At 62.9% G+C, this 14,228-nt stretch carries 10 protein-coding genes; 5 read left to right on the top strand and 5 right to left on the bottom strand.

Going from position 1 to position 14,228, the window contains the following annotated elements:
* The first annotated feature begins 180 nt into the window (after positions 1-180).
* Positions 181-2,349 carry a 4-alpha-glucanotransferase gene (locus tag CJEIK_RS03125; protein WP_005296371.1) on the top strand — a complete coding sequence of 723 codons (2,169 nt, stop codon included), beginning with the start codon at positions 181-183 and terminating at the stop codon, positions 2,347-2,349.
* A 120-nt stretch (positions 2,350-2,469) separates the two neighbouring features.
* On the opposite strand, the gene CJEIK_RS03120 is transcribed toward CJEIK_RS03125, so the two are convergent.
* A complete protein-coding gene (locus CJEIK_RS03120) occupies positions 2,470-2,730 on the bottom strand; it encodes a hypothetical protein (protein WP_005296374.1) in 261 nt (86 codons plus the stop codon).
* Positions 2,731-4,869, bottom strand: coding sequence for a M3 family metallopeptidase (locus CJEIK_RS03115; RefSeq protein ID WP_005296377.1), 2,139 nt, complete (start codon positions 4,867-4,869; stop codon positions 2,731-2,733).
* On the opposite strand from CJEIK_RS03115, the gene CJEIK_RS03110 reads away from it, so the two are divergent.
* The 4 genes from CJEIK_RS03110 (at position 4,868) to CJEIK_RS03095 (ending at position 11,034) form a co-directional block, all read left to right on the top strand.
* On the top strand, positions 4,868-6,349 hold the full coding sequence (locus CJEIK_RS03110; protein WP_005296380.1) for a carboxylesterase family protein: 1,482 nt from the start codon (positions 4,868-4,870) through the stop codon (positions 6,347-6,349). The genes CJEIK_RS03115 and CJEIK_RS03110 overlap by 2 nt on opposite strands.
* A gap of 78 nt (positions 6,350-6,427) precedes the next feature.
* Complete coding sequence (locus tag CJEIK_RS03105; RefSeq protein WP_005296385.1) at positions 6,428-7,678, top strand: MalY/PatB family protein; 1,251 nt, start codon at positions 6,428-6,430, stop codon at positions 7,676-7,678.
* Between the two features lie 11 nt (positions 7,679-7,689).
* Positions 7,690-9,636 (top strand): ABC transporter ATP-binding protein, encoded by a 1,947-nt coding sequence (locus CJEIK_RS03100; RefSeq protein ID WP_005296388.1) that lies wholly within the window; start codon positions 7,690-7,692, stop codon positions 9,634-9,636.
* A 30-nt stretch (positions 9,637-9,666) separates the two neighbouring features.
* Positions 9,667-11,034, top strand: coding sequence for an aspartate aminotransferase family protein (locus tag CJEIK_RS03095; RefSeq protein WP_198407940.1), 1,368 nt, complete (start codon positions 9,667-9,669; stop codon positions 11,032-11,034).
* A 92-nt stretch (positions 11,035-11,126) separates the two neighbouring features.
* Here the strand turns inward: CJEIK_RS03095 and CJEIK_RS03090 are convergent, their stop codons facing one another.
* The 3 genes from CJEIK_RS03090 to CJEIK_RS03080 form a co-directional block, all read right to left on the bottom strand.
* Positions 11,127-11,324, bottom strand: a complete 198-nt coding sequence (locus CJEIK_RS03090) for a CsbD family protein (RefSeq protein WP_172457317.1) — start codon at positions 11,322-11,324, stop codon at positions 11,127-11,129.
* 90 nt (positions 11,325-11,414) lie between these two features.
* Positions 11,415-12,269, bottom strand: coding sequence for a 3-hydroxybutyryl-CoA dehydrogenase (locus CJEIK_RS03085; RefSeq protein WP_005296395.1), 855 nt, complete (start codon positions 12,267-12,269; stop codon positions 11,415-11,417).
* Positions 12,270-12,354: 85 nt separating this feature from the next.
* Positions 12,355-14,211, bottom strand: coding sequence for a BCCT family transporter (locus CJEIK_RS03080; protein WP_034965327.1), 1,857 nt, complete (start codon positions 14,209-14,211; stop codon positions 12,355-12,357).
* Positions 14,212-14,228: the final 17 nt, after the last annotated feature.

Genomic DNA, 14,228 nt, shown 5'->3' with positions numbered 1-14,228 from the left:
GTCACTTCAACGTGATTAATACTTCTACAACCATATATGAGTGGTGTAGATCACGCCGAACCTTCGGTAAAAATGTACCGCGATATCCGGCCAACGCTAACCCCGGCATCCTCCCACTCCCCTCCACTCCCCTTCGAACTCTGCTCAAAAGAGTGGAAGAAGCTCTGCTCAACCTGCACAATGGCAGTTGTGACTAGCTCTGTGGAACCCGGCGGACAGATCGCCCCCGATGTCAACGCAATCCTCAACGAACTGGCTGCCGAATGCGGCGTGGCCACCTGGTACACCGGCCAGGACGGCCAGCGGGTGGATGTGAAAAGCAGCACTGTACTTTTCGCGCTCCGCGAGTTGGGACTGGATCTGCCCGAGGACCCCGACGCCCTCACCGAAGAGATTGCACAGGCGGCCATCGAGGATCTACTGCACACCCGCTACAGCCGTATGATCGCCCCCACTATCACCGCCATCGCCGACCGCCCGCGCACTTTGCATGTCCACTGCATCGACGGCGAATCCCTGCAGGTGCAGGTCCATACTGAAGACGGCGACACGATCGAGCTGGAACAGCTCAACGAATGGGTGGACCCCATCACCGTCGGCGCCGAAGACACCGCCACCACCTTCGGCACGGCTACGTTCCAGCTGCCCGCCCTGCCCGCCGGCTGGCACCAGCTCGAGGCTCGCGCCGACTCCACGGAGGCTACCTCGACCCTGCTGGTCTCTCCCCAATCCCTGGAGCTACCGGATGCCCCGCGCACCGGAGTGATGGCGCAGCTGTATTCCCTGCGTGACAAGGACGCCTGGGGCATCGGCGACTACGGCACACTCGAGGTTCTGAGCGATTCCCTGCAGAAGCTCGGCGGGGCGGACTTCGTACTGGGGAACCCCATGCACGCGGCAGAGGCAGCTCCCCCGGTGGAGGATTCCCCCTACCTGCCCACCACCCGCCGCTACACGAACCCCATTTACATCCGGGTAGAGAACACACCCGAGTACGCGGCACACCCCGAACTACACACGGAGATCGAGCAGCTCGCTGCCCCGCTGAAGAAGCGCAACCACACGGCTGATTTGTTGGATCGGGACCCCGTGGTGGCGTCCAAAATCAAAGCCCTTCACCTGTTGTATTCCGCAGGGATCGGCGACGAGCGTGCGGAACAGCTGCGTGCCTTCCGCGAGCGCGAGGGCGAGGGGCTGGTGGGCTTCACCGAATGGTGCGAGCGCGCAGCCAACGATCCGGCGCTGACTAGCGACTTTTACGCCTGGATGCAGATGCTCTGCCAGGAGCAGGAGCTGCACGCTCAAAACACCCTGACCGAACACATGAGCATCGGGCTGATGGCAGATCTGGCCGTGGGCGTGCACCCCGGCGGCGCGGACTCGCAGACGCTGGCCGACGTGCTGGCGCCTGGAGCTAGCGTGGGCGCCCCGCCGGATGGCTACAACCAGCAGGGGCAGGACTGGTCGCAGCCGCCGTGGCACCCCTGGAAGCTGGCTGAAGAGGGCTATCGCCCGTGGCGCGACATGCTGCGTACGATCCTGCGCACCGCCGGTGGCATCCGCATCGACCACGTACTGGGGCTTTTCCGCCTGTGGTGGATCCCGCGGATGGAATCGCCGACGCTCGGCACTTACGTCACCTACGACCACGAGGCTCTGGTCGGCGCCCTGGTGCTGGAAGCTCACCGCGCCGGTGCCGTGGTGGTCGGCGAGGATCTGGGCACTTTCGAACCCTGGGTCCAGGATTACCTGGCCAGCCGCGGGGTGATGGGAACCTCGATCGTGTGGTTTGAGGGTGACGCCAACGGGGCGAAGCCGCCGGAGGCCTACCGCCGTACCTGCCTGACCTCCGTAACCACACACGACCTACCTCCGACCGCCAGCTACCTGCGAGGCGGTCACATCGACCTGCGCGAAGAGCTGGGGGTTTTGACCCGCAGCGCGGACGACGAATTCGCCGAGGATGCCAATTGGCAAGTAGACGTGCTGGGTACCATCGCCCGACACGGTGGCTTCCACGGCATGGACTGTGAGGGTTACTTCCTCAACGACCTACACCAAGAGCTGGACGATCCGCGGCACGGGCGTGAGCGCCGCCCGGATGTTTCGTACATCCTGCGCGCCATGCACCGCTACATTGCGCAGACCCCGTCGCTGCTGCGCTGCGCCGCGCTAGTGGATCTGGTGGGCGACCTGCGCGCGCAGAACCAGCCGGGCACCACGCAGGACCTGTATCCAAACTGGCGCGTTCCGCTGTGCGATGGCGAGGGCAACCCGGTGCTCGTGGAAGATCTGGCGGACTTGTCGCTGGCCCGCGACGTATTAGCCGCCACCCGCGGCGAGGGCTAGCAGCGCGCTCGCTGGGAGCGCGCTGGGCTAGAAAACGCTAGTGGCCAGCCAGGCTACGAGCAGCAGAACCAGCAGCAGGGCCAACGCCTGGCGCACCTTGGAATGGTGTTTCATCGGCTGCTAGTCCTCTCTGTCTTTGTCTCTGTTTCTGGCTACTTCTGGTCGCCTGGTGCCATCGTCTAGCGGCACCGAGCTGCGGCTCGCCCACATATCACGCAGCGATAGCGCACCGTGCACGCGCTCTTCTTCCGCGCTGGCGGGGAAAATCCGCAGCGCAATCACCTGCCATACTAAGGCCAACACGGTGCAAACCACGAATAGTGCGAGGAACACTAGCGGGGTTTGGATCCACACCGGCGCGTTGATAAGCCATTCCATCATCTACCCCTGACTGAGCCCACGGCGGTCAAGTAGCGGTTGCACGCTGCGCTGCTGGCCACGGAACATCCAGAATGCATCTTCGAAGTCGATGCTAGCGCCGCGGGAGAGGATGATGCGGCGGAAACGCTCGCCCGCGAAGCGAACATCGTCGTCGTCGAGGTCGGCGGTGGCGTCATTAGAATCTGTACCGGACTCACCGACCGCAGCGCCAGTGTCGACGAAGGCCTGGAAACCGTCGGCGTCCAGCACCTCCGCCCACAGGTAGCTCCAGTAGTCGGCGGAGTAGCCGCCGGCGAAGATGTGGTTGAAATAAGCCGAGCGATAGCGCGGGGCAAGCGCGCCGTTGACGTCCACCCCGGCGCGCTCCAGGGCTTCGGCCTCGAAGGATTCCACCTGGGCGGCGGCATCGTCCGTGGCAGCGAGCTGCTCCGCCTCCGCGGCGGAGAGCTTGTGCCAGGCCAGGTCCAACCAGCAGGCGGCCAAGAACTCGGTGGTGGCCAGGCCCTGCCCCCACTTCGCCTGGGCGCGGATCGCATCGACGAACTCGCCACTGATAACTTCCCCGGTTTCCACGTGGCGGGCGTAGTTGCGCAGTACGGCGGGCTCTAAAGCCCAGTTTTCGTTGATCTGGCTGGGAAACTCCACGAAGTCGCGGGGCACATTTGTGCCGGACAGCGTGGGATAGCGCACGTCGGAGAGCAGGCCGTGCAGGGCGTGGCCGAACTCGTGGAAAACGGTCTGCACCTCGTCGAGGGTCAACAGCGCCTGCTCGCCCTCGGCGGGTTCGGCGATGTTCATGACGTTGACCACCACGGGGGCCTTGCCCAGCAGGTTGGATTGTTCGACGAAGGAGTTCATCCACGCGCCACCGCGCTTGGTGGGGCGGGCGTACATGTCGGTCAGCAGCAGGCCGATGCCGACGGGCGACTCTTCACCCTCAGTGACTTCCCATACCCGCACGCCCGGCGCGTAGCCGGCGAGGTCGGTGCGTTCCCGCACGTCAATGCCGTAGAGGCGCTTGGCGGCAAAGAAGGCACCGTCGACCATAACCTGTTCCAGCGGGAAGTACTTCTTCAGCTCGGCTTCATCGACGTCCAGCTCTTCTGCGCGCAGCTGGGCATCCCAGTAGGGCCAGTCGGCCCCGCTCAGCCCCGCTGTACCCGCTGCGCTCTCTGTACCCGCTGAGGGCTCTGTGCCACTCACGGCCATCTTGTCCAGCGCCCGCTTGTACTCTCCGTGCGCGTTCGCCACGGCGGCGGGCGTCACCTGATTCAGCAGATCCTCGACCGCCGCGAGGCTACCGGCGGTCTCGGCGGCGGCGACGAACTCGGCGTGATTGGCAAAGCCCAGCAGCTCGGCGCGCTGGGCGCGCAGGCGCACGATCTGCAGCAGTGTGGCCTCGTTGCTGCCGGCGGCGCGGTTCAGCGATGCCTCGTGCACCTTCGCGCGCGCGGCCGGGTTTTCAAGAGATTCCAGCACCGGCTGGATGCTCGGCAGGCCCAGGCGAATCAGCCAGCCTTCCTCCCCGCGTTCGTTGGCGGCCTTGGCGAAGTACTCCTTGTCCGCCGCGCTCAGCCCCGCGACCTCGGCCTCGTCTGTCAGCAGCACCGCCGCGTCTTCGGTGGCGGTCTGCAGCTGCGCGCCGAAGGCGGTGGTCAGCTCCGCCAGTTGGGCGTCGATGTCGCGCAGGCTTTCCCGCTGCGCATCGTCCAGTTCGGCACCACCGCGAATAAAGCTCTTCTTCAGCTCCCGCAGCAGGGCTTCCTCTTCGCTGCCTTCCGGTTGCTCGGGCAGGTCGCAAATGCGCTCCCACAGCTTCCGGTTCAGCCAGATTTCGCTGAAGTGCCGCGCCAACTCTGGGCTGATCGTCGCCTCAATCTCGCGCACCTGATCGGTGGCATTTGCGCCCGTATAATTAAAAACAATGGCCAGCACGCGCTGCAGCATCTGCCCCGATTCTTCCCACGCCTCGGCGGTATTTTCCCAGGTGGGAGCTTCAGGGTTGTTCGCGATCGCCGCGATCTGCGCGGCGTGATCCACCAGCGCGGTGCGGAAGGCAGGCACCAGCTCGGCAAGGTCGATTGCCGCGAAGTCGGGCAGTTCATAAGGCAGTTCGGAAGCGTTTTGGAGGTAATCCATGATCCCCCACTCTATCCCTGAGGCCAACAACTACGTTGATGTGGCCATCAAACAGGGTCGCAAACGTGGCTTCCTCCGCGGTTCCGTACTCCGCTTCGAGTCCATCCCCTACGCCTCGGGCGAACGCTTCGCCCCTCCTTCCCCTGCCGTCCCTTTTAAATCTTTCTTCGGCGCCCCCTCTACCACCACCCACCGCCAGTCCCTATCCATCACCTGCCCGGTCGACGCACCCCCTTCCATCATCGAGTCTGACTTCCACCCCAAGGCCAAGTCTGGATCTGACTCCACCCCCACAGCCAGCACCAAACCTGCGGCACCCGTAATCGTGTTCATCCACGGTGGTCGCTACGAGGAAGGCTTCGCCGACGAACTCTGGTACCAGGGGGTCCGCTTCGCCGAGGAAGGTTTCGTATACGTTTCGCTGAATTACCGCTACCGCCTGGAAGGCTTCCTGCCTCTATTGGACGAGGATCACCCCGCCGACGTGGACGCTTCAGCGGATCCGAATACCGAGCCGGAGTACTTCCGTGGCGCCGAGGACATCGTGGTCGCTTTGCGCTGGGTGCGGGATAACATCGCAGCCTTTGGCGGGAATCCGGAGCAGGTCACGCTAATGGGCCAGTCTGCCGGCGGCGCGCTGACGGCCTGGACGCTCTGCAACCCGCGGACAGAGGGCTTGGTGCATCGCGCGGTGATCTTGAGCCCCGGGTTCCCGCGCGAGGGTTGGCCGAGCCGCGAGCACGTCGCCCGCGCGGTCCTCGGCGGCCCGCTGACCAGCGAGCACCTGTCCAGCCTCTCCCCCGAACAATTGCAGCGTGCCTATCGGCGCTACGCCCGCTTCTACGGTTCGGACTGCGCCGTGGGTCCCTACCCTTTCCGGCCCAGCGAAATGCGCGACGTGCCGCTGTTGATCGGCACCCTGCGCGAAGAGTTTACGAAGATGCCTTTCGCCCGCGCCATCGACAAGCGCTTGAGCTCCAAAAACCCGTTGGTGCGGCAAGCGGCCAAGGCGCTGGGACGCTACGCGGAATGGAAGCTGGGCGCGCGGGTGCGGTGGGCGTCACCACGTCCGGTGGGAATGGCCATCGGTGATTCGGCCATCAAACGCTGGGCCGTGGCGATCATGGAGGAGAAACGCGATACGAGCTGGGCTTATGAGTTTCACGGGAGCCAATCGGCCTGGCACTGCGCGGATCTGCCTTTGGTTTTTGACGCCCTCACGGTCGCGCCCAAAACAGTGAAGTATTTCTGCGGCGAGTCGGCCGCTGAGCGCTTGCAGCCGCTGGCGACGGAGTTTCACGGGATCGTCTCGCGTTTCGCCCGCGGGGAAGATCCGGAGTGGCCGCGCTATGGTTCGCGACGTTTGGTGCGGCGCTTCGATATGGATGCATCCGCTCAGGGTGAGGTGACTCGCGAGGTGGCGGAGGATGCCTACCGGCAGATTCGGGAGGATTATCCGGAGCTGTACCCGAGCCGTTAGGGCTCTATTCGATCTGATTCGGGTACCACACCAGACAGTGACTAGACAGCTCTGTCTAGAGTGCTAGGGTGGGAGGCTATGAACGCAACCACCCAAAACAACAACCTTGAGAACACCCAGAACACTTGCCCGCAGGATTCCGCCGTATCAGTTCCCGGCCTCGCCACGTTGCGCGCTCGCGGGACGATGAAGTGGACCGTCTACGACGAGGATGTCCTCCCCCTGTGGGTCGCCGAGACCGACTTCGACACTTGCCCTGCCGTCAAGCAGGCCATCCAGTCTGGCGTGGACCGTGAATACTTCGGCTACGAGCGCCGTAACCAGTCCGTGGAGAAGGCCCTGGCCGGCTTCCTGGATCGCCGTTTTGGTTGGCAGATCGAGCCGACGTGGGTGCGGTTGGTGCCCGATGTGGTCAAGGGTGTGGCCACGGCTATCGACGAGTTGACGCCCCAGGGCTCAGACGTGATCGTCCCAGTGCCCAGCTACCACCCGTTCTTCGACGTGCCGAGCGCAGTGAAGCGCCCGAAGGTTGAGGTGGAGATGACCAAGGTGAAAAAGAATGGCGCCGAAGAGTGGGCCTTCGACTACGCGGCCCTGGAGGCTGCCTTCGCCAGCACCGACAACCCGGCTGGCGTGGGCGCGATGATCGTATGCAACCCGTACAACCCACTGGGCCGCGCATGGCGCCCCGAAGAGCTGGCCAAGCTGGTGGAACTGGCTGCCAAGTACAACGTGCGCCTGATCTCCGACGAAATTCACGCGCCGGTGGTCTACGCGCCGCACAAGCACACTCCCCTGGCCACGCTCAGCGAGACCGCTGCGCGGGTAACCGTGACGGTGCTGGCCACCTCGAAGGGCTGGAACACCGCCGGTCTGCACTGCGCGCAGATGATCTTCACCAACCCGGACGACCGCGCGGCCATGGCGAAGGTCAGCCCACTGCGCACCGGATCTGCCTCCACTCTGGGGCAGGTCGCCGCCGAAGCCGCCTACACGGACGGCGAGGCCTGGCTGGACAGCGAGCTGGAGTACCTGGAAGGCAACCTGGATCTGCTCGAACGCCGCCTGCCGGAGGTGCTGCCCGGCGCGAAGTTCATCCGCCCCGAGGCCAGCTTCCTGCTGTGGGTGGATCTCAGTGAGGTCCCGGGACTAGCGGACAACCCGGGCCAGAAGCTGCTGGAAGGAGCCCGCGTGGCCTTCAACGAAGGCACCATGTTCGGCGCCCAGGGCGCGGGGCATGTGCGCATCAACTTCGGAACGTCCCGGGAGATCCTGAACGAGGCCCTGGACCGCATCGCGGAATTCGCTAAGGAGCATGCGAACAATTAACTTGGCTAGGTGTGATTAAAGCCTTTAGCCGAATCCTGCGTTCCACCAAGGAACTGTGGCCGTTCTACATCATTGTGATGATCGCCAGCCTCGTCACCGCGGGGCTGGCGCTGGCCACTCCCTTCCTGGTGAAGCTGGCCACCGACACCATTGTGGATACCGTCGGCGGTGGTGGCGCTTCCGACGCCGCCATTGAGAACGCCACGAAAACCGTCATCTGGCTAGCGGTCGGGCTACTAGCTGTGGAGCTGGCGAACACCATCATCCGCAACATCGGTGGTTGGTTCGGAGACGTGATGGCGATGCGGATGCGCCAGATCCTCTCCAACCGCTATTACGCCAAACTCCTGGCCCTGCCGCAGGGCTACTACGACAAGCAGGTCACCGGCACCATCATTTCCCGGTTGGATCGCTCCATCCTGGGGCTGACGGACTTCATCAAGTCCTTCGCCAATAACTTCTTCTCCATGCTGATCACAGTGGTGATGATCCTAGTCATCACCGCGATCTACTACTGGCCGCTGGCGCTTCTGCTGGCCATCATCTTCCCGATGTACCTGTACTTGACCATGCTGACTTCCAAAAAGTGGATGGTGTGGGAGAAGGAAAAGAACGAGCACATCGACGTGGCCCAGGGACGCTTCGCGGAGGTCATCGGACAGGTGAAGGTGGTGAAGTCCTTCGTCTCTGAGCTGCGCGAACTTAGGCTGTTCCAGAAGCACTTTGCAGACACAATCCAACTAACGCGCGAACAATCCCGCTGGTGGCACTTCATGGACATCCTGCGCATGGGCGGGATGAACATCATCTTCTTCGCCATCTACCTGATGTTGTTCTGGCGCACCCTACACGGCGACTTCACGCTCGGCGACATGGTTCTACTACTGCAGTACGTAGTGATGGCCCGCCAGCCAGCCGGCATGATGAGCTGGATGGTGGATACCGCCCAGCGCGCCGCCGCGGGCTCCCGCGAGTACTTCGAGACCATGGAAGAGCTAGAGGAGCCCTCGGCCACCGCTCCCCTGCTGGAGGCCGCCCGTCCGGGCGGGCCGATGCTGGTCTCCCAGGAAGACGTCGACCAGGCCGTGCGCCCGCAACTTTCCGCCCCAGAAACTGGCCCGGTGATCGATTTCGACCACGTGAGCTTCGAGTACCTCAAGGGCGAGCCCGTCATCCACGAAGTCACCTTCCAGGCGTCAAAGGGCGACCAGGTAGCACTGGTCGGCGAATCCGGTGGCGGCAAGTCCACCCTGGTGAACCTGCTGCTGGGCCTGTACCGCCCCACCGAGGGGCAGCTCAAGGTCTGTGGCAAGGACGTGGCCGACATGACGGCCGCAGAGCTGCGCAGCTCCGTAGGTGTGGTGTTCCAGGAACCCGCTCTGTTCTCCGGCACGGTGCGGGAAAACATTGCCTACGCCAAGCCCGACGCGACCGATGAGGAGATCGAGGCAGTGGCAAAGCGCGCCTTTGCTCACGACTTCATCATGCATTTCAAGGACGGCTACGACACTCTGATTGGCGAGCGCGGCCTGCGCCTTTCCGGTGGACAGAAGCAACGCATCGCCGTGGCCCGCGCGATGCTGAAGGACGCCCCCGTGCTGATCCTGGACGAGGCCACCTCCGCGTTGGACACCAAGGCCGAGCGCGTGGTGCAGGCCGGACTGAACGAGCTGATGGTGGGCCGCACTACCATCGTCATCGCCCACCGCCTGTCCACCATCGCCGACGTGGACAAGATCGTCACCCTGGACAAGGGGCATGTTTGCGAGGTCGGCTCCCCGGCCGAGCTCGCGACCAGCGGCGGAATCTACAACGAGCTGCTACAGCTGACCAGCTCCTCCTCCGCCGCCGACCGGGCACGCCTGAAGCGCTTCGGATTCAGCGAACCGGGCGCCGAGGACGATGAAGAGTTCGGCTTAGACAGCACTTCCGCTGCTGATGCCAACTCACAGGAGTAGCCTGGGAGAATGACTGAATTCCCCCCTAGTATCACCGAGTTCACTACCTTCGACGGCTCAAAAGTGGGCGTCGGCACCGAAGAAGCAACGGCCGCAGAGCGACAGGTACGCGACAACGACAGCAACTACGTATTCCACAGCTGGTCGGCGCAAGAGAAGATCAACCCGCAGCCGCTCAGCCACGCGGAGGGCGTGTGGATCTACGATTATCAGGGCAATGGCTACCTGGACCTGGGCAGCCAGCTGGTCAGCGCCAACCTGGGCCACGCGCACCCGAAGCTGGTAGAGGCAATTCAGCAGCAAGCAACCCGCATCACCAACCAGAACCCCGCGTTCTCCAACGACGTGCGCAGCGAGCTGGCCAAGGAGATCGTGGAGCAGGCGCAGGGCGACTTCTCCCACGTGTTCTTCACCAACGGCGGCGCGGACGCCATCGAGCACGCCATCCGCATGGCGCGCCTAACTACCGGCAAGTCCAAGATCCTGACGGCCTACCGCAGCTACCACGGCGCTACCGGCTCCGCGATTATGGCCACCGGTGAGGCTCGCCGCCACGGCAACCCCACCACTGACGGCGACGTGAAGCACTTCTGGGGCCCGTTCTTGTACCGCAGCGCCTTCTACTCCTCCACGCAGGAGGAAGAGTGCGCTCGCGCTCTCCAGTCTCTGGAGGAAACCCTGGTGTACGAGGACAACGTGGCTGCCGTGCTGATCGAGTCCGTCGTGGGTTCCAGCGGCATCATCGTCCCGCCGGAGGGCTTCCTGCAGGGTGTGCGCGAGATCTGCGACCGCCATGGTGCGCTGTACATCGCCGACGAGGTCATGGTCGGCTTCGGCCGTACCGGCAAGATGTTCGCCTACGAGCATGGCGGCAAGAATCTGCAGCCAGACCTGGTTACCTTCGCCAAGGGCGTGAACTCCGGCATGGCGCCGCTGGGTGGCGTGATGATGAACGAGGCCGTCTACCAGCGCTTCGCCGACAAGCCTTACCCGGGCGGCCTGACCTACTCCGGTCACCCCCTGGCTGCCGCGCCTGGCCTGGCGGCACAGAAGGTCTACCGCGAGGAGAACATCTTCGAGAAGGTCGCCGAGCTGGGCGAGCGCGTGATCGCTCCGGCAATGGAGAAGATCGCGGAGAACCACCCGAGCGTGGGCAACGTCCGTGGCAAGGGCTTCTTCTGGGCCATCGAGTTCGTTAGCGACCAGGAGGCCAAGACCCCGATGGGTGGCGAGGCCATGGCTGCGTTCGGCGCCGAGCTGAAGAAGGCCGGCATCTGGCCGATGGTTTCCGGCCACCGCCTGCACTTCGCTCCGCCGCTGATCACCACTGAGGAGCAGCTGAACTGGGCGCTGGAGATCGTCGACCGCGCGGCAGCGGTCGTCGACCAGGCGCTGTAAAGCCTCCCTGGCGCCAGCGCGCCGGAGCTCCCCCCGGCAATAGAAAAGTCCCGGCTGGAATCCTCCAGCCGGGACTTTTGTCGTCTTAAGTCTTACTTCTGAGCGTCGCCCAGAACCTTGTTTACAGCGTCAGAAGCCTTGTCCTTCAGCTCGTTGGCCTTGTCCTTGATGTCGGACTTGGTCTGGTCTGCGCGACCCTCGTTGGCCAGATCGTCGTTATTGGTAGCCTCGCCGGCAGCCTCCTTGGCCTGACCTGCGACACCCTCTGCCTTGTTCTTCAGATCGTCAATGGACATGTAGTGACCTTTCCTTTCGTTGGGTCCGCCCACCGGGCCGAGCCGCGGTCACGGCCTTCGAATTACCCAGCGGGCGTTGTGGGGTTAATTGTACTCGTAAAATCCCTTGCCGGACTTGCGCCCGGTGTGACCTGCGGTGACCATGCGGCGCAGCAGCGGCGGGCAGGCGTAGCTCGGGTCACCGAACTCCTTGTACATGACGTCTGCGATAAAGGCGCAGGTATCCAGACCAACCATGTCTGCTAGGGTCAGCGGACCCATCGGGTGGTTGGCCCCCAGCTTCATGCCGGTATCGATGTCCTCCGGAGTTGCCACGCCGTTTTCCACCATGCGAACAGCGGAAAGCATGTACGGCACCAGCAGGAAGTTCACGATGAAGCCGGAGCGGTCCTTCGCGCGGATGGCCTGCTTACCCAGCTTCTCGGTGGCGTAGGTCTGGGCAACCTCAACAACGTCCTCGTCGGTGGTCAGCGCCGGGATGACCTCCACCAGCGGCAGGACCGGAACTGGGTTGAAGAAGTGCAGGCCCAGCACGCGGCCCGGGTTCTTAGTTGCGCTGGCGATGGTCTGGATCGGCAGGGAGGACGTGTTGGAGCACAGTGGAGCCTTCTTGTCCTCGACGATCTCGTCCAGCTTGGCGAAGACGTCCTTCTTGACGTCCTCGTTCTCAATGATGGCTTCCATGACCAGCTCGCGGTCAGCGAAGTCCTCGAGCTTGGTGGTGAAAGTTAGGCGGCCGAGTGCCGCGTCGCGGTCCTCCTCGGACAGTTTGCCGCGGCTGACGGCCTTCTCCAGGGACTTCTCGATGCGAGCCTTACCCGCATCGGCGAACTCCTGCTTGGCCTCCCAAACCAGCACGTCGCTGCCAGCCTTGGCGGCGACCTCTGCGATGCCAGATCCCATCAGACCTGCACCGATAACACCTACACGCTGAACCATGGTCACTCCTTTTTTATAGGTTTATTCGTACTAGATCCAGCCTACCGATGTTGTAGGTGCGATTGTGCTTAACGCATTTCCTGATCTATTCCTTATTGACGCCCTCATCGTCCGCCGAGCCTTCGGGTTCAGTCGGCTCGTCCGTAATCAGTTCGCCTTCTTGGTCGTACATCAGGCGCGCGGGGGCAACTTCGGCGTCATTGTCCACGTCACCGACGATTCCCAGGTCGCCCTCGATGCGCACGTTGCCAGGGATGACGAGGTTTCCTTCTGCGTCGTATTCGAAGCGAGCGTGCTCGTTGCCTTCGTTGTCATAGCCAGGCGCCGGGCGAGCCTCGTGCTCTGCAAGCTTCTCCGCAGAGTCGGTCTTACCCCACTGGCGGCTCGGCGGCTCAGGGCGTGCAGCCGAGTCATCATTCATTCCCTTCACCAGGGAGAACATCATGACGAAATTGAACAGCACGAACGGGAAACCAATGATGATCACAGTTTGTTGCAGTGCGTCGATGCCGGAATCCGGAGCCATGATCAGGATGGCACCTGCGACAGCGCCGATCATGATGCACCACAGCAAGCGGTACATCAGCGGAGTCTTGCCCTCCTCACCGGCTGCGAACATGTCGTTGATCAGCGCAGCGGAGTCGATGGAGGTGACGAAGAAGATGGCGATTACGAACAGTGCCAGGATGCTAATGGCTAGAGTCCACGGGAAATGCTCCAAGAAGGTGAACAGCGCAGTAGCGGGATCGCCGTCCTCCACGATCGGCTTGGTCAGCACGCCCGACTCCTTCTTTTCGATATCCAGGCCGGCGTATCCAAAGACAGAGAACCAAACAATAGTGAATGCGGTCGGCAGCAACAGCACGCCGCCGATGAACTCGCGGACGGTACGGCCACGGGAAATGCGGGCGACGAACATGCCCACGAAAGGCGACCAACAGATCGTCCACGCCCAGTAGAAGACCGTCCACTTACCCTGCCAGCCCGGGTTCACCTGCTGCGAATCAGACCAGAACATGATCTTCGGCAGATACTCCGCGTACAGACTAGTGGCATCCATCGTGCCGCGCAGCAAAAGCAGTGTAGGGCCGGTCAGCAGTACGAACACCATCAGCAGAGTTGCCGCGAGAATGTTGATGTTGGACAGCCACTTGATGCCCTTCGACAGCCCCGTGGAAACCGAGATGGACGACGCCACCACGATGACGACAAGGATGCTGATCTGCACCCACGCGACGGTGTCCGCACCGAACACCTTGGCTAGGCCAGAGTTGATCTGCAGCGTACCGAGCCCGACCGAAACCGCGATGCCGAAAACGGTGCCGATGATAGACAGGGCGTCAATAAGCTTTCCGGGCCACGAATAGATCCGGGCGCCGAGGATGGGTGCGAAGATACTTGATACGCGCGGCGGCAGGTGGCGCTTGTAGATGAAGTAGCCCAGAGCCAGGCCAGGCAGCGCGAAGATGACCCACATGTGCAGGCCGAAGTGATACAAGGTGAATCCCATGGCTTCGCCGATGGCCTCGGGGCTCATCGGTTCCGCATCTTGCATAGGTACGTTGACGACGTGGTTCATCGGCTCGGCCACACCGTAGAACATCAACACGGAGCCCAGGCCGCCGGCGAAGAGCATCGCGAACCAGGACAAGGTTCGGAATGCCGGCTGCTCGCCTTCAACGCCCAGGCGCATGCGGCCGAAGCGGGAGGCGAAGAGAACCATCAGAAAAAGGAAGGCCAGGGAGATGCTGCCGATGTACAGCCAGTTGAAGTTCTCCAGCAGCCAGTTAGCGCCGGTCTGCAGGCTTTCTGCGGCCCTGTCTTTGAAGATGATCGCGTAGCCAACAAAGGCGACGATGAAGCCGAAGGCAACCCAGAAGATTAGTGGATCAACCTTTACTTTTTCCGCGTTTGCCGCGGCTGTAGATTTTTCGCCTTCCATGGCGGGATCACTCCCCA

It is taken from the genome of Corynebacterium jeikeium, from assembly GCF_028609885.1.
GTDB lineage: Bacteria > Actinomycetota > Actinomycetes > Mycobacteriales > Mycobacteriaceae > Corynebacterium > Corynebacterium jeikeium.
This window is presented reverse-complemented; position numbering and strand designations above follow the sequence as displayed.